This is a genomic window from Flagellimonas halotolerans (genome assembly GCF_035818535.1).
GTDB lineage: Bacteria > Bacteroidota > Bacteroidia > Flavobacteriales > Flavobacteriaceae > Flagellimonas > Flagellimonas halotolerans.
Map to the genome: position 1 here is coordinate 1 of NZ_JAYKYV010000024.1, position 18,915 is coordinate 18,915.

The following is an 18,915-nucleotide window of genomic DNA, read 5'->3' on the forward strand; positions in this document are numbered from 1 at the left end:
TCGGACCCTCCGTATTACCGCGGCTGCTGGCACGGAGTTAGCCGGTCCTTATTCTTACGGTACCGTCAGACACCTACTCGTAGGTGCGTTTCTTCCCGTATAAAAGCAGTTTACAACCCATAGGGCCGTCATCCTGCACGCGGCATGGCTGGATCAGGCTCCCGCCCATTGTCCAATATTCCTCACTGCTGCCTCCCGTAGGAGTCTGGTCCGTGTCTCAGTACCAGTGTGGGGGATCCCCCTCTCAGGGCCCCTAACCATCGCTGCCTTGGTGGGCCGTTACCCCACCAACTAACTAATGGTACGCATGGCCATCCCTGTCCGATAAATCTTTAATCAACATATCATGCGATATGACGATACCATGGGGCATTAATCCAAGTTTCCCTGGGCTATTCCCCTGACAGGGGCAGGTTCCATACGCGTTCCGCACCCGTGCGCCGGTCGCCACCAGAAAAGCAAGCTTTTCCGTGTTGCCCCTCGACTTGCATGTGTTAGGCCTGCCGCTAGCGTTCATCCTGAGCCAGGATCAAACTCTTCATTGTATTTCCTTGAATGTCTGTACGACACCCGGAAATCCGAGTCCCTGCATCAAAATGGTTCTTATTCTCTTTACGCTGTCGTTACAATATGTATATGAACTTCTTTTTTTCAAAAAACCGAGTCAATCTTCTTAAAATCAATTTTCTCAGTCTTAACCCTTTACCTCGTTGGTAAAGCGGCTGCAAATTTACAACTGTTTTCTTAACCGGCAAGCTTTTTTTGAAAAAAGTTTCAAAACATTTTCTTAACCTCAAAAAACAATCTTTTTACATGAACTTTTCCGTGCAACACCTTAGTGTTTTTCGGGCTGCAAATGTAAAACGCTTTTTTGGATTACACAATGCTTTTTTTGTGTTTTTTTCAATCTTGTCGACTCATCAAAACAATGTATCAATAAGCTTATGAACTCACCGAAAAACCGGCACTTTGCCGTTTTCGGGCTGCAAATGTAACACCATTCCTAAAACAAACAAGAGCTTTTTTTGACTTCTCTGTAAATTCACTTTCAACTCGCTGAAAGCGAAACATATAAAAATACAACTTTTTTAAAAAGTACAAAAACACTTTCCCTTTTTCCATTCTTCAGTCTAAAAACCAATCGCCCCCTCATTTATTATTGCAGAAAATCAATATATATACAAAAGTAAGCCTTGTAGCATCTATACAAGGTATTATCTTTGTCCTCTCGATTGTAAAAAATAGAAGTTTAAACAACATGATAAAGATCACACTGCCTGATGGTGCTGTAAAAGAAGCTGAAAAGGGAACTACTCCTTTTTCCATTGCCCAAAGTATTAGCGAAGGGCTTGCGAGAAACGTTATTTCTGCAAAATTTAATGATACTACGGTTGAAACCACCACACCATTAACCGAAGATGGCAGATTGACTCTTTATACCTGGAACGATGATGAAGGCAAAAAAGCATTTTGGCACTCCACCTCCCACGTTGTGGCCCAAGCATTGGAGGAACTTTACCCGGGCATAAAGCTAACCATTGGTCCCGCTATAGAGAATGGATTCTATTATGATGTGGATTTTGGCGATGAAACGATTTCCGAAAAGGATTTTCCGAAAATCGAGAAAAAGGCATTGGAAATAGCCCGAGGGAAGCACGACTATACCATGAGAAGTGTTTCCAAAGCGGATGCCCTTTCCTATTATAAAGAACAAGGGAACGAATATAAGGTAGAGCTCATTGAGAATCTTGATGACGGCACCATCACTTTTTGCGACCACAGCACCTTTACCGATTTGTGCCGCGGAGGACATATTCCCAATACAGGTATCATAAAAGCCATTAAACTATTAAGTGTTGCAGGCGCTTATTGGAGAGGGGACGAAAAAAACACCCAGCTTACCCGTGTTTATGGCATCTCTTTCCCAAAACAAAAAGAACTTACGGAATACCTTCAACTTTTGGAGGAGGCCAAGAAAAGAGACCATAGAAAACTAGGTAAGGAACTTGAGCTCTTTACTTTTTCACAGAAAGTAGGTCAAGGACTTCCTTTATGGTTGCCCAACGGCGCCGCATTACGTGAGCGTTTGGAACAATTTTTAAAGAAGGCCCAGAAGAAGGCGGGTTATGAAATGGTGGTTACACCACATATTGGTCAAAAGGAACTTTACGTAACTTCCGGCCACTATGCAAAATATGGAGAGGATAGCTTTCAACCCATTCACACCCCAAAAGAGGATGAAGAGTTCTTGTTGAAACCGATGAACTGTCCGCACCATTGCGAAATATACAACAGCCAGCCTTTCAGTTATAAGGATTTGCCAAAAAGATACGCTGAGTTCGGTACCGTATATAGGTATGAGCAAAGTGGTGAATTGCACGGTCTTACCAGAGTGAGAGGGTTTACCCAAGATGATGCCCACATTTTTTGCACGACCGAGCAGCTAAACGATGAATTCAAGAATGTAATCGACCTTACCTTATATGTATTGAATTCGTTAGGTTTTGAGGATTTTACCGCACAAGTTTCCGTAAGGGATTTGGAGAACCCCGACAAATATATCGGCAACACCGATGATTGGGAAAAAGCCGAACAGGCCATCATTGATGCAGCGGAGGAAAAAGGCCTGAATTATGTGGTTGAAAGCGGGGAAGCTGCATTTTACGGTCCAAAGTTGGACTTTATGATCAAAGATGCGCTCGGCAGAAACTGGCAGTTAGGAACTATTCAAGTTGACTATAATCTTCCTAAACGTTTTGATCTTACCTATAAAGGAAGCGATAACGAATTGCATAGGCCCGTGATGATTCACCGCGCACCGTTTGGAAGCATGGAACGGTTTGTGGCCCTGCTACTGGAGCATACCGGTGGAAACTTCCCGTTATGGCTGATTCCAACGCAAGCTATCGTTCTGCCCGTCAGTGAGAAACACGAAAAATATGCGGAAAAAGTTTTGAATTCGTTAGAAAATCACGAAATTCGCGCGCTCATTGATAACAGGAACGAGACGGTAGGGAAAAAAATCCGTGAGGCAGAACTCAAAAAAATCCCTTTCATGATTATTGTTGGGGAACAGGAAGAAGCCTCTGCCAGCCTTTCTGTAAGGAGACATGGAGGTGAAGATTTGGGTAGTTTGAGCGTAGATACATTTTCGGACTTGGTAACTACTGAAATAAATAGTACCTTAAAGTCGTTCTAAAAAATTAAGTTTAATTAAAAAGTTTACGTCATAGCAATTAGAAGAAGATTTAGACCCCAACCCAGGAGGGAAAATAAAAACCCTCATAACATCAATGAGAAAATAAAAGCCCGAGAAGTACGGCTTGTCGGCGATAATGTAGAGATGGGTGTTTATCCCATTTCCAAAGCAAGGGAAATAGCCAACGAACAGGAGTTGGATTTGGTGGAAATTTCACCAAATGCCGAACCGCCCGTTTGTAAGGTTATGGATTATAAAAAGTTTCTTTACGAACAAAAGAAACGCGACAAGGCCATGAAGGCCAAAGCAAGTAAAGTTGTCGTAAAGGAAATTAGGTTTGGACCTCAGACGGACGACCATGATTACGAGTTCAAGAAAAGACATGCAGAAAAATTCTTGAAAGATGGTGCCAAACTAAAAGCCTATGTGTTCTTTAAAGGACGATCTATCGTTTATAAAGACCAAGGCGAAATATTATTGCTCCGACTCGCCCAAGAACTCGAAGAACTTGGAAAGGTAGAGCAAATGCCTAAATTGGAAGGCAAGCGTATGACCATGTTCATCGCGCCCAAGACAAACAAAAAATAAAAACTGAACCCTGGTTCGGTATAATAAGCGGAGTTAAATACTAGGAAAATGCCTAAGATGAAAACAAAATCCAGTGCCAAGAAGCGCTTTAAGCTAACAGGAACTGGTAAAATCAAAAGAAAGCACGCTTTTAAGAGTCACATTCTGACTAAAAAATCTAAAAAGCGCAAGCTAAAGTTGACCCATTCCACTTTGGTTCACAAAGCGGATGAGGACAACATCAAGGAACAATTACGTTTAAAATAATTGTTCACCGGTACATTTATTTATTAACCATGGAGTCGGGCCCAAAAAAGTTCTCAATAATTGAGACGCCTGCTACAAAAAAATGACACATTATGCCAAGATCAGTAAATTCAGTTGCTTCACGAGCTAGAAGAAAAAAAGTGATGAAGCAAGCCAAAGGTTACTTTGGAAGACGTAAAAACGTTTGGACAGTAGCCAAAAATGCGGTAGAAAAAGCAATGCTTTATGCTTACCGCGACAGAAGAAACAAAAAACGTACGTTCCGTTCCCTATGGATTACCCGTATTAATGCTGGTGCCAGAATGCACGGAATGTCCTACTCTCAATTTATGGGTAAGGTGAAAGCCAATGGAATTGAACTCAACCGAAAAGTTCTTGCCGATTTGGCCATGAACCACCCAGATGCTTTTAAAGCAATCGTTGAAAAAGTAAAGTAAAAAAGTTAATATAAACTTACCCCGCTTATTTAGATCCCGCCTTGTGCGGGATCTTTTATTTTACGGTTTCATTACCACAACAGTCATTTTCGACTGCGCTCGAATTGACATAAGTACTGTCTAATCCCCGTAGGCCGTAACCACCAACTTTCTGCCTGATGCATGGTTCCTGTGCTCGCATAGGTAAATACCTTGCCAAATTCCCATATTCAATCTGCCTGCTGTTATGGGAATCTGAACGGAAGCTCCCATTAACGAAGCTTTAATATGGGCAGGCATATCATCGGGTCCTTCATAATTGTGTACATAATACGGTGCGTTCTCGGGAACCATTGTATTGATGTGGCTCTCAAAATCCGTTCGTACCGTTGGGTCGGCATTTTCATTGATCGTCAAGCTGGCCGAGGTATGCTTGATAAACACCTGCAAAAATCCCGTGCTTATGTTCCGAAGTTCGGGAACAGCGTCAATTATCGTGTCCGTAATCAAATGAAATCCTCTGGAGTATGGGCGTAACTGTATTTCTTTCTGATAAAAATTCATAGACAAACAAACCTTTCCCAACGAAATTAATACAAAGTTTACCAAAACTGGGGCTCAGTTCCATGAATAACAAATAACTTTGCAGCTTAATTAATTGAAATGGACTTATCACAAATAAAAATGGTGGTTACCGATATGGATGGAACATTGTTGAACTCCAACCACGAAGTAAGCCCCCGGTTTTTTGAAATCTACGAAGAACTCAAAAGGAAAAACATTGCCTTTGTTGCCGCAAGCGGGAGACAATATCACAGCATGGTAGACAAATTGGGGTCCATCAAAAATGAAATCCTCGTTATTGCAGAAAATGGCGCCTTGATAAAAAAACAGGAAGAAACCCTGCTCACCACTCCAATCAACAAGTCGGAAATAAACCGTATTCTTGACGCTGTGCGTCCCTTAGAAAATGTACACCCTGTGCTGTGTTGTCAAAACAATGCTTTTGTGGGCGGTGATTCAAACGAATTCTTGGAAATGCTCCGTGAATACTATTCGGAATTCGATATTGTTGAAGACCAAAAAGAGGTTGATCAAGAGGTGCTGAAAATAGCCATTTACCATTTTGAAAATTCTGAAAAGTACATTTATCCCAATGTGAAACATTTGGAAGGTGATTTAAAGGTGAAGGTTTCCGGTGCCAATTGGGTGGATGTCTCCGATTTGAATGCACATAAGGGCTACGCGCTAAAAAAAGTGATGGACGAATTTAAAATCGCATCCCACGAAATTATGGTATTCGGTGATTACAACAACGACTTGGAAATGTTGGAGCTTTCCGATTATAGCTTTGCCATGGCCAATGCGCATCCCAATGTTTTAAAAACCGCTAAATATACTACCCACAGCAACGACGATTTTGGTGTGGAGCGGATTTTGGAGAAGTTGCTCTAGTCGCACTGCCCAATCTATTTATCTTATTCTGAGTAATTTGCTTTTGTAAAATTTGTACCTTAAAGGACAAACAACAAAAGTAACGCCATGGCACCTTTAAAAAAAGAAGATATTAAGCAGGAGGTCTTTGACCTATACGATAAATACGCACACAACCAGTTGGACCGCAGGGAGTTTATGGAAAAACTTTCCGTTTATGCGGTCGGCGGAATTACCATGGCTTCGTTGATGAGTTTTGTGATGCCCAATTACAAGGACACACTCACCGTATCCCCCAACGACCCGGATTTGAACTCCAAGTTTATTACATACAACTCACCGAAAGGCGGGGGTGAAATCAAAGGATTGTTATCCAAACCCAAAGAGAGCAAAGGCAAAATGGGTGGTGTTGTCGTAGTTCATGAAAACCGAGGTCTAAACCCCTATATTGAAGATGTGGGACGAAGAGCTGCCAAGGCAGGGTTTATTTCCTTGGCCCCGGATGCCCTTACGCCACTTGGCGGATATCCGGGCAATGATGATGAAGGTAGAGCGCTCCAACGCCAGCGGGACCGTAACGAAATGTTGGAAGATTTTATCGCGGCCTACGAATATCTCAAAAACCATGAGGAATGTAATGGTAAAGTGGGGGTTGTTGGGTTTTGTTTTGGTGGATGGATTTCCAATATGATGGCCGTAAAAGTTCCTGATCTGGCAGCAGCAGTCCCTTTCTATGGAGGCCAACCTGATGATGATCAAGTGGCACAAATCAATGCGCCTTTATTGATTCATTATGCAGGATTGGATGAAAGGGTAAACGCTGGCTGGGAAGCTTATGAAGCTAAATTGAATGAGCTTGACAAAGATTACAAGGTTCATTTTTACCCGAATGTAAACCACGGATTCCACAATAATACCACACCGCGCTTTGATAAAGCATCAGCCGATCTGGCATGGGAAAGAACGGTAGATTTCTTTAAAGAACACCTAAGTTAGGTCTTCTGTTTCTTTTTACGGGCAGCGGGAAAGAGAACATTGTTCAGAATCAATCGATATCCCGGCGATGTTGGGTGCAGTTCCAATTCTGTTTTTGGATCCCCTACCCTATGCTGGTAATCTTCAGGATCATGGCCTCCATAAAAAGTAAAAAATCCTTTTCCTTTTATTCCGTGAATATACCGGGCCTCCCCATTGATTTTGTTCTCTCCCAATACCATAACCGTAGGTTTCACTTGGTTTCGGGTGTAAGCTGTGGTCTGTCCCATAAAACCTTTGACCAAACTGGTATGGTTTTGGGTCAACATCGTGGGTACCGGATCCCATTTTGCCGAAAACTCCATTAATGAAAAGTAATCGGATTCCCTGGGAACATTGGCCCGTTTGTTGGTCATGTCTATCGAGGAGAATTCATACCGGATAGGATTGCGTTCCAGAGTAAAATTTGTAAAAGCAAAAGTGTTGCTAAAATCCAGTTTGGCCTGATAGTTTGCGTCCGAAGGGTCACCATCGAACATGGGCTCGCAGATATCCACTTCTTCTGCTGCCAGAGCAATATCAAAACTATCGGTTGCGGAACACATGGCGAACATAAAGCCTCCGCCAATCACATAATTTCGGATTTTTAAGGCCACGGCCAATTTCTCATCCGACACCTTGGAATACCCCAAGCTTTGAGCCAGTTCTTCAGCTTTGGCTTTGTCCTCAATATACCATGGCGCAGCTCGGTAATGCCCGTAAAAGCGTCCGTATTGCCCGGTAAAATCCTCATGGTGCAGGTGCAGCCAATCATACAGTGCCAATTTATCGCCAAGCACCTCTGTATCATAAATGGTAGTATACGGAATCTCGGCATACGTGAGCACCATGGTAACGGCATCATCCCAAGGCTGGTTCCCCTTAGGGGAATACACCGCGATTTTTGGTGCCTTTTCCAAAATAACGGCATCTTGATTTTTGGATGGACTGCTAATGTTATCCAAAATTTGTGCTGCCTGCCCATCTGAAAGCACTTCAAACGAAACGCCACGGATTTGACATTCCTTTCGAATAGCTTCTCCGTCTGGAAGTAAAAAAGAGCCACCGCGATAATTGAGCAGCCATTGCACTTTTTGTTGCTTTGAAAGCACCCAATAGGTAATTCCGTATGCCTTTAAATGGTTTTTTTGTCCCTCAGCATCCATTGGGATCAGGATAACGGAGGCAGAAGTTTGTAAGAAAAAAAGAAAGAAGCATACAATAATGAGATTTCTCGCATTTGCTCGAAATGACATCCACTGTATTATTTTAGAAAGGTACATCATTATCATCTGGGCCATCGTCACTGTTCATTGAACTACCAAATGCATCATCCGTACTTGGAAGGTTTGGTGTTGCAAAGGGGTTTTCTTCGTCCGCATTCATCTTCGATTGGAATTCGAATGGGGAATCAAAGTCATCCAAGTTATCAAATTTACCCAGAGCGCCCACAAACTTTAACCTAATATTTTCCAAACCTCCGTTACGGTGCTTGGCTACAATAAACTCTGCTTGACCTTGTGTTGGGGTACGCTCTTCATCATCCCACTCGTCAATTTTATAATATTCCGGTCTGTAAATAAAGGAAACGATATCCGCATCCTGCTCAATGGCCCCGGATTCCCTCAAATCGGAAAGAATAGGCCTTTTGCTGCCTCCACGGGTCTCCACGGCCCGCGATAACTGGGACAGGGCGATTACGGGAACATCCAATTCCTTTGCCAACGCCTTTAAGTTTCTTGAAATAGTAGAGATTTCCTGCTCACGGTTACCGCCCTTTTGGCTTCCGCCAGCGGTCATTAACTGCAAGTAATCAATTATAATGAGCCGGATATTGTGTTGTGAGGCCAAACGTCTTGCCTTGGCACGAAGGTCGAAAATGGAGAGCGATGGGGTATCGTCAATAAACAAAGGTGCTTTTTCCAAAGTCTTTACCTTCACGTTCAACTGCTCCCACTCGTGTTTTTCCAATTTACCGGTCCTTAGTTTTTCTGAAGACAGTCCTGTTTCTGAAGAAATCAAACGGGTAATCAACTGAACGGATGACATTTCCAAAGAGAAGAATGCCACCGGAATTTCCGAGTTCACCGCAATATTACGGGCCATGGAGAGCGTAAGCGCCGTTTTACCCATACCAGGCCGTGCAGCAACAATGATCAAATCACTGGGTTGCCAACCCGAGGTAAGCCTATCCAATTTATCAAAACCGGATGGAATTCCACTAAGCCCCTCTTTATTCGAAATTTCCTCGATTCTTTTTTTGGCCTGTATCACCAAATTCTGGGCAGTTTCAGCGGATCGCTTTAAATTTCCTTGGGTAACCTCATATAATTTTGCCTCTGCATTGTCCAAAAGGTCAAAAACGTCGGTTGCGTCACTGTAGGCCTCCTCAATAATATCGTTTGATATTTTGATCAAGCTACGTTGAATATACTTTTGAAGAATAATCCTGGCGTGGAACTCAATATGTGCGGATGAGGCTACTTTTTGGGTCAGTTTTATCAAATAAAAATCACCTCCGACGGCTTCTAGCTTCCCATCCTTCTTTAGTTGCGCCGAAACAGTTAATAAATCCACTGGTTCGGAGGATTCGAACAATTTAAAGACGGCCTCGTAGATATATTTATGGGAATCCTTGTAGAATACATCGGGATGAAGAATATCGATAACTTCATCCACGCCTTTCTTGTCAATCATCATAGCTCCAAGCACAACCTCCTCTAAATCAACGGCTTGCGGAGGTATCTTACCTCTCTCAAGATTGATAAGGGCAGATTTCTCCACACGATGTCCTACAATGGGGCTAGGTTTTTCCATGAATGCGAAAGTAGCTAATTAACCTTTAGTTAACTTTAATTTAGACGAATACGATTTCCACAGGTACTTAACAATTTAAATGTTGATAACTTCTAATACCTGTTAATAACATAAAAAAATTCGGGGATATATCCTAATGAAAAAGGGGAGCCCCTGAAAAACAAGAATTATTCGCTGAAAACACCCATATCCGCATATTTTTCCATGCGGGTTTTCACCAATTCTTTTGGTGATAACTTTTTGAGCTCTTCAAAATGGGAAGAAATTTTGTCCGCGACCGTTTCAAATGTTTTTTTTCTGTCGGTATGTGCTCCTCCAAGAGGTTCTTTTACGATTTCATCGACCAAACCTTGCTTTTTCATATCGGTTGCGGTCAATTTTAAGGCTTCGGCGGCCTGCTCTTTATATTCCCAACTCCTCCAAAGGATGGATGAGCAAGATTCCGGGGATATTACGGAGTACCAGGTATTTTCCAACATCAATACCTTATCTCCCACTCCAATGCCCAAAGCACCCCCCGAGGCTCCTTCTCCTATAATAATTACGATGATTGGGACTTTAAGGCGGGTCATTTCCAAAATATTACGGGCAATGGCCTCTCCTTGACCTCTTTCCTCTGCTTCAATACCTGGATAAGCCCCTGGGGTGTCAACAAAACATACCACGGGAATCTTGAATTTTTCGGCAGACTTCATCAACCTGAGCGCTTTTCGGTACCCTTCTGGATTGGCCATACCAAAATTACGGTACTGACGGGTCTTGGTATTATATCCTTTTTGTTGGCCAATGAACATATAGCTTTGGTCACCAATTTTTCCAAGCCCTCCCACCATGGCCTTGTCATCCTTTACATTTCTGTCGCCATGGAGCTCCAAAAAGGTGTCTCCACAAATGGCATTGATGTAATCCATAGTGTAAGGCCGGCTGGGGTGTCTTGACAACTGTACTTTTTGCCAAGCGGTAAGGTTTTTATAGATATCCTTTCGGGTCTGGGCGAGTTTTTTTTCGATTTGGGCACACGTTTCTGTAACGTCTACATCACTTTCTTCCCCAATCACCATACATTTTTGAAGCTGTTCTTCAAGTTCTTTGATGGGGAGTTCAAATTCTAGATATTCCATGGGAAGTCTTTTATTTTCACGAAAAACAATGGGGACAAATATATAACATTATGGCATACTCCCATGAAAAACACAAGTCTTTTATCTTCAACAATATACGCTAATATTACTGAATTATCGCTTGGCTTTCATTAGCATGTAAACGGCAAAAACACCAAAAAAAAGGTTGGGAAGTACCACTGCCAGCAAAGGTGAAAAACCGGATTGCTCTGCCAATGTTCCAAAAACTTTATCAAAAAAGATGTACACAAAGGCCACCCCGATACCAAAGGCCAAATTTAGCCCCATCCCACCACGGCGTTTCATCGAAGAAACGGCTACAGCTATTACCGTAAGAATGAATGCTGCAATGGGAAGTGCCCATCGCTTATATTTTACCAATACATATGCATTGATGTTTGATGCACCTTTTCTGCGTTGATCCTCGATAAAGTCGTTGAGCTCGAATAGGTTTTTGGTCTCGGCCACATAGGAGACCGGGGTAAGATCATCTATTTGAAAGGAGAAAACCGTATCCAACCTACGTTTTGCTTTAATGTATTCGGTTTCGTTCCTCAACGTACGCTTTTCATAATTGGTCAAACGGTAAATACTGTCGTCTTCCACCCATCTTATGTTACTGGCGGAAATTTTATAGTCCAGCTTTCCAATGGAATCAAAATGCTCGTAGGTAAAATTGTAACCAATCTTACGGTTGGGATCAAAACTGCTCACGTAGATATAATCCTGCTCGTTCAATTGGTTGAAGATATTTTCCGTTACCCTGGTCTGTTTTCCTTTTTTAAAGTATTTGTACTCAAACTCGTTAAAACCAATACTGGCATGGGGCACTATGAACATCCCCATCATAAAAATAAGGATGGCCACCAAGGTAGCCCCCACAAAATAGGGGCGCAAAAACCGCCAAAAGGAGACACCGGAACTCAAAATCGCCACAATTTCCGTGTTACTGGCCAGTTTGGAGGTAAAAAATATAATCGATAAAAAAAGAAAAATAGGCAGCAATAAATTCCCGATTACCAAGGTAAAATTGCCGTAAAACACGATTACTTCGGCCAACGGAGCCTCATTGTCTATAATTTTCCCAATTTTCTCGGCCAAGTTGGCCATAATACCGATAGGGACAAACAGTAAAAGCATCCCCATAAAGGTGATCAGGTAGCGTTTAAGTATGTATCTATCGAGTATGGTGAACATTACAGTCTTTTATCCATTTGGTTGACCATTTTGGTTTTCCACTCCAAAAAATCTCCGGCTAAAATACGTTCTCTTGCGGTACGCACCAACCACAGATAAAAACCTAAGTTGTGAATAGTGGCAATTTGCTTGCCCAAATATTCATTGGCTGCGAACAAATGCCTTAAATAGGCCTTGGAATATTCGGTATCCACAAAAGTGATACCCATTTCATCAATAGGGGAAAAATCGTTCTCCCATTTTTTATTTTTGATGTTGATGGTTCCGTGGGCCGTAAACAACATGCCATTTCGGGCATTGCGAGTGGGCATCACACAATCGAACATATCCACACCCAACGCAATATTTTCCAAAATATTGATTGGTGTACCTACCCCCATAAGATATCTCGGCTTATCTTCCGGAAGAATATCGCAGACCAATTCCGCCATTTCGTACATTTCCTCGGCAGGTTCTCCTACCGAAAGTCCGCCAATGGCATTACCTTCTGCCTCTACGGAGGCAATATATTCCGCCGATTGTTTTCTTAAATCTTTATAGGTAGAACCTTGAACAATAGGAAAAAAACTTTGGGAATAACCATATTTAAACGGTAGCTTTTCCAAATGATCGGTGCATCTGTCCAACCACCTATGCGTCATGTGCATGGAGCGTTTGGCATATTGATAATCGCAGGGATAGGGCGTGCACTCATCAAAAGCCATAATAATGTCCGCACCTATGGTGCGTTGTATTTCCATTACATTCTCCGGAGTGAAAAAATGACGAGATCCATCAATATGGGACTTAAACTTAACGCCCTCTTCTTTAATTTTTCTATTATCTGAAAGCGAATACACTTGATAACCCCCGCTATCCGTCAAAATAGGACGGTCCCAATTCATAAATTTATGAAGTCCACCGGCTTCTTCCAGTATTCCAGTACCCGGTCTTAAGAAAAGATGATAAGTGTTCCCTAAAATAATATCAGGATTTATTTCATCTTTTAATTCCCGTTGATGTACCCCTTTTACCGAGGCAACTGTACCTACGGGCATAAAAATAGGGGTTTGTATGTTGCCATTGTCAGTGGTCAGCTCCCCTGCCCTGGCCTTGCTTTTATTGTCCTTTTGTATTAAGGTAAAATCCAATTGTTCGTTTTAGAACCGCAAATATAACTAACTCTGTTTCGTTGTTCCTTAACAAAAAAATAAAGTTTCTGAGCACAAGTCATTTAACAAATGTATAATCGACACTTGTTTTCTACGAATAATGCGATTACATTTGATATCTAAATTATTGACACGATGCCGAACACGCAAGAATTACAAGACCTGGTAGTACAGGTAAGAAGGGACATTTTACGAATGGTCCATAAGGTAAATTCGGGTCACCCAGGAGGTTCTTTGGGCTGTACCGAGTTTTTTGTAGCACTCTACAACGAAGTAATGGATTTAAAGGAAGGGTTTGATATGGACGGGGTTGGAGAGGACCTATTTTTTCTTTCCAACGGACACATCTCGCCCGTTTTTTACAGTGTTTTAGCCCGAAGAGGTTATTTCCCCTTAGAGGAATTGAACACTTTTAGACTGATAGATTCCAGATTACAAGGACACCCGACGACCCATGAAGGATTGCCGGGGGTACGCGTGGCATCAGGATCTTTGGGACAGGGAATGTCCGTTGCCATCGGTGCTGCTTTGGCCAAAAAATTGAACGGCGACGATCATTTGGTATTCAGCCTCCACGGCGATGGGGAATTGCAGGAGGGTCAAAACTGGGAGGCAATCATGTACGCTGCTGGCAATAAAGTGGACAATTTAATTTCCACCGTGGACCGTAATGGCCAACAAATTGACGGTGCTACCGAAGATGTGCTTCCTATTGGTGATGTTGCCGAAAAATTCAGGGTATTTGGATGGGATGTTCTGGAAATTGAAAACGGAAACGACCTAGAGCAGGTTATCGCAGGCTTAAAAGAAGCCAAGAGCAGAACTGGAAAGGGAAAACCGGTATGTATTGTTATGACCACGGAAATGGGCAATGGCGTTGACTTTATGATGCACACCCATGCATGGCACGGTAAAGCGCCCAGCGATGAGCAATTGGCGACCGCATTGGCACAAAATCCAGAGACTTTAGGCGATTACTAATCATAAGAAAAAGAGAGAATGACTAAATATACAGATCAAGGAAAACAAGACACCCGAAGCGGATATGGCGCGGGAATGACGGAACTGGGAAGAACCAATCCCAATGTGGTAGCCTTATGTGCCGACCTTGTGGGGTCTTTAAAGATTGACACTTTTATTGAAGAAAACCCAGAACGTTTCTTCCAAGTAGGTATTGCAGAGGCCAACATGATGGGCATTGCAGCCGGTTTGACCATAGGAGGTAAAATTCCTTTCGCTTCTACCTTTGCAAATTTTGCGACTGGTCGTGTGTATGATCAAATCCGCCAATCCATCGCATACTCCGATAAAAACGTGAAAATATGTGCTTCGCACTCTGGTTTGACCTTGGGCGAGGACGGTGCCACGCACCAAATTCTGGAAGACATCGGTTTGATGAAAATGTTGCCCGGTATGACGGTCATCAACCCTTGTGATTTTAACCAGACCAAGGCGGCCACCATTGCCATAGCGGAACACCATGGCCCAGTTTATTTGCGCTTTGGACGCCCCAAAGTAGCCAATTTCACCCCTGTGGACCAAAAATTTGAAATCGGTAAGGCGCTCATGCTCAACGAAGGTACCGATGTGACCATCATTGCAACAGGACACTTGGTTTGGCAGGCACTACTTGCTGCCGAAAGCTTGGAAAACCAAGGAATTTCCGCAGAAGTAATCAATATACACACCATTAAACCCTTGGACGATAAGGCCATTTTGGATTCTGTGAAGAAAACGGGTTGCGTGGTAACGGCGGAAGAGCACAATTATTTGGGCGGACTTGGTGAAAGTGTCTCCCGAGTGCTGGCCACCCACCATCCTACCCCTCAAGAGTTTGTGGCAACACAAGATACTTTTGGAGAGAGTGGAACGCCCGATCAACTTATGGAGAAGTACGGATTGAACAATAAAGCCATAGAAGCCGCCGTTTTAAAAGTGTTGAAACGTAAATAGTTTCAGCTATCTCCTTTGGAGATATTTCAACTTTATAAAATAGACACTTATGAAAAAAACACTTTTAGTAGCTGTATTTGCCTTAATTGGTTCTGCAGCGATGGCACAAAGCGGTTCAGGGTTCGGTATTAAGGCCGGTTTATCCTACAACAAGAACGGAGATTTAATCGGTTCTGTTGGTGATGGCGGACAAGATATCGTCGAAGGTGCCGAAGGTAAGACAGGATACCATTTTGGATTTTGGGGCAAACTGGATTTCCCCAAGATTTATTTAAGACCAGAATTGGTATATTCCAAAACCAAAAGTTCTTATGATTTACCAGATGGCGACTCCGAAGATTACGATGTTTCCAAATTGGACATGCCCGTCCTTTTGGGATATAAATTGATCGGTCCTTTGCACATTTTTGCAGGGCCTGCTTTTCAATATACGTTGAACAATGACTTTGGCGATATTGAAATTGAGGACGTAAAAAATGACTTTACGGTAGGTCTAAATGCAGGTGTTGGGGTAAACCTAGGAAACATTGGTTTAGACGTTAGATACGAAAGGGGGTTTTCGGAAAATGAAGCCGAAATCATTAACAATAATATCGCTAATTTAGAAGATAGCAGAGTAGATTCGAGACCTTCGCAAATTATTTTTGCACTATCTCTTAAATTGTAACATATCATTAAACATGTGAAAAGCCCCGCTGGTATCCAGTGGGGCTTTTTATATTATTCTATTCACTTATTCACTTTGCTAACTACCTGGGTTCGATTATTCGAAAGTTGTGATTCAAAATCGTCAGTTTGAGTGATTTTCGGTGGTTGAGTGAAGTTGAAACTTGAGAAAACTGTAGCGAAACCCGAAAATGCCACTTCTCGATACGCTTCGCACTCGAAGTGACGGCATTTTTCAAGGTCAGAAATAATAATCGAACTCAAGTTAATTGGAATCTGGATCCAAGTAATCGGGGGTTCCATCCCCATCGGAGTCTGGAAAGGTAATCTCGCCATTTTCAATGATTATCTCATCCCGTGTTAAAACACCGTCTCCATCATCGTCAGGATCCTGGTAATTCGGTCTGGGCGGAACAGTAAACGGTTCTTCATCGGCATCTGTGTTGTCATCCAACAGATATCTGTTATTGTTCAAATCCTCTTGTACCGATGGAATACCATCATTGTCACTATCCGTGTCTTCCACAAACAATCCCAGTTCAACTTTAAAAAGTACAGGTGCATAAGTACCAGCAGCACCAACCGATCTATTAAACGCAGCCAAACCTGATGGCATTACAATAATTCCAATACCTCTATCCAAAATTTGATAGGTGCCATCTCCATTTTCAACAACCTGATCAGGTGTTCCCGCCTTCATGTTGGAAATACCATCCCCATATCCTCTAAATTGAGATGGCAATACTTGCCAAGTAAAATCCTGGTTTTCATCAAATAAGGTTCCATTCAAAGCAGAACCTTGATATCTGACCAAAGTCGAATCTGCATAGGTCGGACTTCCTCCCCCACCTTCCAAAACTTCAATATAATAATAGGTATGGGGAATATTTTCTTCTCCAGCACTTAATCCCAAATGGCTGGAAGAAACATTTAACGTTACCGGAACCGCACTTTCCATCATTGGCTCTTTGTTCGCATTTTCACCTGCTATGGTATCAATCACGATTTTATAATCAAATCCTTCCGGAGGGTTTTTAAATTCTTCATAATTGTAGAAGTGGGTGTTCAAAAACTCCCTAATGGTTTCATCATCTTCAGGCGCTACATCGCTCAATAAGCTTGGGGGCACCTCTACAACACCTCCATCATCATCCTTTTTACAAGATAGTAGTGTGACCGCAAAACATATCAAAACTAAAATTCCGTACCTCATCAAGTCTGTTATTTAGGCGCGCAAGATACAATTTTCCATTATTTTTGCTTTGTCCATTAACAAAGATTTGCGAAGACCATGCGAATAGACAAGTACCTTTGGTGCACGAGATACTTTAAAACCAGAAGCATTGCATCCAATGCTGTAAAAAAAGGACATGTAAAGGTGAACGGTAGCGCCGTTAAACCCTCACGCGATGTTTACCCCATGGACAAAATTGTTGTTCGGAAAAATCAGATTGATTACCAACTTACGGTTTTAGATGTTCCTGAAAGTCGTGTTGGGGCAAAATTGGTCGATATTTACCGAAAGGATACCACCCCAAAAGAGGCCTTTGAGCACAACGAACTGCTCCAATATGCCAAAAAGCATTACCGAAAAAAAGGTTTGGGGCGCCCCACGAAGAAAGATCGCAGGGATTTGGACGATTTTTTGGACGAATCGGAATAAACTGTTTTATATCTTTGAATCAACTATCAAGCACTATGATAAACCGTATTCTTACCCACGATCAAATACAACACATCACAAAGCGAATCGCTTACCAAATTTATGAGACCAATGTGGACGAAGAAGAAATCGTAGTTGCCGGAATCAATGGTGGAGGAGAAAGTTTTGCCAAAAAAATAATAGCTGTCCTGAAAAAGATTACGGAGGCAAAGATTATTTTGTGCAAAGTGGACATGGACAAAAAGAACCCATTGAAAAGTGGGGTCAGCACCTCACTTTCGGAGGAAGAATACAAAAACAAGTCCATTGTTTTGGTAGATGATGTGCTGAACTCGGGCACGACCTTGATCTATGGCACCCACCACTTCCTTAAAACGTCCATAAAACAACTAAAAACAGCTGTACTTGTAAACAGAAACCATAAAAAGTACCCGATCAAGGCCGATTTTAAAGGCATATCGTTATCCACATCCCTGAGCGAACACATTAAAGTTGATTTTGAACCCAAGAACAATGCGGTTTATTTAGAGTAGTTCTTTAATCCTAGCAACAACAGTTTCAGCATCCAAATCATTACAATCCAAAATATGTTTTGCTTGTAGATAATAGGGCCTGCGTTCAAAAAGATGTTTTCCTATAAATTCAGGTAGTTCCTCGTCGACAATATTTTTCACCAAAGGCCGATCATCTTTTTCCTTTGAAATCCTTTCCACCAAGTTCGGAATACTCAGGTTTAAATATATGGAATGGTCAGATTGATTCAATATCGTTGCCATATTGGTTCCGTAGCATGGAGTTCCCCCTCCCGTTGATAGGATAATGGATTTTTCTTTTTCCAAAACCTCGGCTAGCATTTGATGCTCCAACTTCCTAAAAAATATCTCCCCTTTTTCAGAAAATATATTTTTAATGGATTTTTTTTGATGTTGCTCGATATAATCGTCCAAATCGACAAACTCGACCCCTAATTGTCTGGCCAACAATCGTCCAACGGTCGACTTTCCACTTGCCATATATCCCACTAAAACAATTTTCATATTGAAGAATTTTATCCGATTTCAAAAAAACACAAATTTATCATTAATTCACCTTGGAAAATAGATTATTGATGTTATATTTGCACCCGCTTAGCCAAACAGCTAGGCACAACTTGAAGACCTGATAGCTCAGTTGGTAGAGCATCTCCCTTTTAAGGAGAGGGTCCTGGGTTCGAGCCCCAGTCAGGTCACTTTATAACAAACCACAAGATATTAAACCCTGTAATTTAAATTACGGGGTTTTGTGTTTTTTAGACCTATCTTAAATTGATATAATATGGTTTAAAAGGGATCAAGACCAATTGTTGTGTTTATGCAAAAATTGTTGTTAATCTAGGATCAAGACCAATTGTTGTGTTTATGCAAAAATTGTTGTTAATCTAAATAGGAAGAACTCTACATTTTTGACACCT

The 18,915-nt window shown here is 42.0% G+C and carries 19 protein-coding genes, 1 tRNA gene and 1 rRNA gene; 12 read left to right on the top strand and 9 right to left on the bottom strand.

Translation table 11 applies throughout. The annotated features are described in order from the left end of the window. A 16S ribosomal RNA gene (locus VM932_RS16275) occupies positions 1 to 545 on the bottom strand; the annotation flags it as partial. 713 nt (positions 546 to 1,258) lie between these two features. Here VM932_RS16275 and thrS point away from each other — a divergent pair. The 4 genes from thrS (at position 1,259) to rplT (ending at position 4,470) form a co-directional block, all read left to right on the top strand. Further along, on the top strand, positions 1,259 to 3,199 hold the full coding sequence (gene thrS, locus VM932_RS16280; RefSeq protein ID WP_326280288.1) for a threonine--tRNA ligase: 1,941 nt from the start codon (positions 1,259 to 1,261) through the stop codon (positions 3,197 to 3,199). 36 nt (positions 3,200 to 3,235) lie between these two features. Further along, positions 3,236 to 3,787 (top strand): translation initiation factor IF-3, encoded by a 552-nt coding sequence (gene infC, locus VM932_RS16285; RefSeq protein ID WP_198519716.1) that lies wholly within the window; start codon positions 3,236 to 3,238, stop codon positions 3,785 to 3,787. Positions 3,788 to 3,835: 48 nt separating this feature from the next. Beyond that, positions 3,836 to 4,033 carry a 50S ribosomal protein L35 gene (gene rpmI / locus VM932_RS16290; protein WP_014033572.1) on the top strand — a complete coding sequence of 66 codons (198 nt, stop codon included), beginning with the start codon at positions 3,836 to 3,838 and terminating at the stop codon, positions 4,031 to 4,033. Positions 4,034 to 4,125: 92 nt separating this feature from the next. Next, on the top strand, positions 4,126 to 4,470 hold the full coding sequence (rplT, locus tag VM932_RS16295; RefSeq protein WP_014033571.1) for a 50S ribosomal protein L20: 345 nt from the start codon (positions 4,126 to 4,128) through the stop codon (positions 4,468 to 4,470). 120 nt (positions 4,471 to 4,590) lie between these two features. On the opposite strand, the gene VM932_RS16300 is transcribed toward rplT, so the two are convergent. Continuing rightward, a complete protein-coding gene (locus tag VM932_RS16300) occupies positions 4,591 to 5,013 on the bottom strand; it encodes a secondary thiamine-phosphate synthase enzyme YjbQ (RefSeq protein ID WP_326280293.1) in 423 nt (140 codons plus the stop codon). Positions 5,014 to 5,112: 99 nt separating this feature from the next. On the opposite strand from VM932_RS16300, the gene VM932_RS16305 reads away from it, so the two are divergent. Both VM932_RS16305 and VM932_RS16310 read left to right on the top strand, forming a co-directional pair. Continuing rightward, the gene (locus VM932_RS16305) at positions 5,113 to 5,904 is read left to right on the top strand and encodes an HAD family hydrolase (protein WP_326280295.1); all 792 of its coding nucleotides are present in this window, start codon (positions 5,113 to 5,115) and stop codon (positions 5,902 to 5,904) included. An 87-nt stretch (positions 5,905 to 5,991) separates the two neighbouring features. Beyond that, entirely contained in the window at positions 5,992 to 6,879 is an 888-nt protein-coding gene (locus tag VM932_RS16310) for a dienelactone hydrolase family protein (RefSeq protein ID WP_326280297.1), read from the top strand. Here VM932_RS16310 and VM932_RS16315 read toward each other — a convergent pair. The 5 genes from VM932_RS16315 to tgt all read right to left on the bottom strand — a co-directional run bounded on the left by VM932_RS16315 (position 6,876) and on the right by tgt (position 13,162). Next, complete coding sequence (locus VM932_RS16315) at positions 6,876 to 8,153, bottom strand: asparagine synthetase B (protein ID WP_326280299.1); 1,278 nt, start codon at positions 8,151 to 8,153, stop codon at positions 6,876 to 6,878. The genes VM932_RS16310 and VM932_RS16315 overlap by 4 nt on opposite strands. A gap of 13 nt (positions 8,154 to 8,166) precedes the next feature. Further along, positions 8,167 to 9,714: a replicative DNA helicase gene (gene dnaB, locus VM932_RS16320; RefSeq protein ID WP_326280301.1), complete on the bottom strand. Its 1,548-nt coding sequence runs from the start codon at positions 9,712 to 9,714 to the stop codon at positions 8,167 to 8,169. A 167-nt stretch (positions 9,715 to 9,881) separates the two neighbouring features. Then, positions 9,882 to 10,835 (bottom strand): acetyl-CoA carboxylase carboxyltransferase subunit alpha, encoded by a 954-nt coding sequence (locus VM932_RS16325; protein ID WP_293169448.1) that lies wholly within the window; start codon positions 10,833 to 10,835, stop codon positions 9,882 to 9,884. 114 nt (positions 10,836 to 10,949) lie between these two features. Next, a complete protein-coding gene (locus VM932_RS16330; RefSeq protein WP_326280305.1) occupies positions 10,950 to 12,032 on the bottom strand; it encodes an LptF/LptG family permease in 1,083 nt (360 codons plus the stop codon). Continuing rightward, complete coding sequence (gene tgt, locus VM932_RS16335; protein ID WP_326280307.1) at positions 12,032 to 13,162, bottom strand: tRNA guanosine(34) transglycosylase Tgt; 1,131 nt, start codon at positions 13,160 to 13,162, stop codon at positions 12,032 to 12,034. The genes VM932_RS16330 and tgt overlap by 1 nt, the downstream gene beginning before the upstream one ends. 156 nt (positions 13,163 to 13,318) lie before the next feature. On the opposite strand from tgt, the gene VM932_RS16340 reads away from it, so the two are divergent. From VM932_RS16340 to VM932_RS16350, 3 genes are read left to right on the top strand one after another with little or no spacing between them, the layout of a single operon-like run. Then, entirely contained in the window at positions 13,319 to 14,164 is an 846-nt protein-coding gene (locus tag VM932_RS16340) for a transketolase (RefSeq protein ID WP_326280309.1), read from the top strand. Between the two features lie 18 nt (positions 14,165 to 14,182). Beyond that, positions 14,183 to 15,136: a transketolase family protein gene (locus tag VM932_RS16345; protein ID WP_326280311.1), complete on the top strand. Its 954-nt coding sequence runs from the start codon at positions 14,183 to 14,185 to the stop codon at positions 15,134 to 15,136. Between the two features lie 49 nt (positions 15,137 to 15,185). After that, entirely contained in the window at positions 15,186 to 15,803 is a 618-nt protein-coding gene (locus tag VM932_RS16350; RefSeq protein WP_326280312.1) for an outer membrane beta-barrel protein, read from the top strand. Positions 15,804 to 16,067: 264 nt separating this feature from the next. Here the strand turns inward: VM932_RS16350 and VM932_RS16355 are convergent, their stop codons facing one another. Continuing rightward, positions 16,068 to 17,015: a hypothetical protein gene (locus VM932_RS16355; RefSeq protein ID WP_326280314.1), complete on the bottom strand. Its 948-nt coding sequence runs from the start codon at positions 17,013 to 17,015 to the stop codon at positions 16,068 to 16,070. A 78-nt stretch (positions 17,016 to 17,093) separates the two neighbouring features. Here VM932_RS16355 and VM932_RS16360 point away from each other — a divergent pair, with 78 nt between their 5' ends. Next, positions 17,094 to 17,465 carry an RNA-binding S4 domain-containing protein gene (locus VM932_RS16360; RefSeq protein ID WP_163627898.1) on the top strand — a complete coding sequence of 124 codons (372 nt, stop codon included), beginning with the start codon at positions 17,094 to 17,096 and terminating at the stop codon, positions 17,463 to 17,465. Positions 17,466 to 17,500: 35 nt separating this feature from the next. Then, complete coding sequence (locus tag VM932_RS16365) at positions 17,501 to 17,998, top strand: phosphoribosyltransferase family protein (RefSeq protein ID WP_326280317.1); 498 nt, start codon at positions 17,501 to 17,503, stop codon at positions 17,996 to 17,998. Here VM932_RS16365 and VM932_RS16370 read toward each other — a convergent pair. Then, positions 17,990 to 18,502: a shikimate kinase gene (locus VM932_RS16370; protein WP_326280319.1), complete on the bottom strand. Its 513-nt coding sequence runs from the start codon at positions 18,500 to 18,502 to the stop codon at positions 17,990 to 17,992. The two genes, VM932_RS16365 and VM932_RS16370, sit on opposite strands and share 9 nt — an antisense overlap. Positions 18,503 to 18,620: 118 nt before the next feature. Here VM932_RS16370 and VM932_RS16375 point away from each other — a divergent pair. Beyond that, positions 18,621 to 18,693: transfer RNA gene (locus tag VM932_RS16375), tRNA-Lys, on the top strand. The last annotated feature ends 222 nt before the right edge of the window (positions 18,694 to 18,915 follow it).

Bases quoted from the DNA above. Each gene is read 5' to 3' on its own strand.
- VM932_RS16340 (WP_326280309.1), top strand. From the start codon at position 13,319: ATGCCGAACACGCAAGAATTACAAGACCTGGTAGTACAGGTAAGAAGG.
- VM932_RS16300 (WP_326280293.1), bottom strand. From the start codon at position 5,013: ATGAATTTTTATCAGAAAGAAATACAGTTACGCCCATACTCCAGAGGA.
- VM932_RS16330 (WP_326280305.1), bottom strand. From the start codon at position 12,032: ATGTTCACCATACTCGATAGATACATACTTAAACGCTACCTGATCACC.
- VM932_RS16350 (WP_326280312.1), top strand. From the start codon at position 15,186: ATGAAAAAAACACTTTTAGTAGCTGTATTTGCCTTAATTGGTTCTGCA.
- VM932_RS16345 (WP_326280311.1), top strand. From the start codon at position 14,183: ATGACTAAATATACAGATCAAGGAAAACAAGACACCCGAAGCGGATAT.
- VM932_RS16365 (WP_326280317.1), top strand. From the start codon at position 17,501: ATGATAAACCGTATTCTTACCCACGATCAAATACAACACATCACAAAG.
- VM932_RS16310 (WP_326280297.1), top strand. From the start codon at position 5,992: ATGGCACCTTTAAAAAAAGAAGATATTAAGCAGGAGGTCTTTGACCTA.
- VM932_RS16370 (WP_326280319.1), bottom strand. From the start codon at position 18,502: ATGAAAATTGTTTTAGTGGGATATATGGCAAGTGGAAAGTCGACCGTT.
- VM932_RS16360 (WP_163627898.1), top strand. From the start codon at position 17,094: ATGCGAATAGACAAGTACCTTTGGTGCACGAGATACTTTAAAACCAGA.
- rpmI (WP_014033572.1), top strand. From the start codon at position 3,836: ATGCCTAAGATGAAAACAAAATCCAGTGCCAAGAAGCGCTTTAAGCTA.
- VM932_RS16305 (WP_326280295.1), top strand. From the start codon at position 5,113: ATGGACTTATCACAAATAAAAATGGTGGTTACCGATATGGATGGAACA.
- VM932_RS16325 (WP_293169448.1), bottom strand. From the start codon at position 10,835: ATGGAATATCTAGAATTTGAACTCCCCATCAAAGAACTTGAAGAACAG.
- dnaB (WP_326280301.1), bottom strand. From the start codon at position 9,714: ATGGAAAAACCTAGCCCCATTGTAGGACATCGTGTGGAGAAATCTGCC.
- rplT (WP_014033571.1), top strand. From the start codon at position 4,126: ATGCCAAGATCAGTAAATTCAGTTGCTTCACGAGCTAGAAGAAAAAAA.
- VM932_RS16315 (WP_326280299.1), bottom strand. From the start codon at position 8,153: ATGTCATTTCGAGCAAATGCGAGAAATCTCATTATTGTATGCTTCTTT.
- thrS (WP_326280288.1), top strand. From the start codon at position 1,259: ATGATAAAGATCACACTGCCTGATGGTGCTGTAAAAGAAGCTGAAAAG.
- VM932_RS16355 (WP_326280314.1), bottom strand. From the start codon at position 17,015: ATGAGGTACGGAATTTTAGTTTTGATATGTTTTGCGGTCACACTACTA.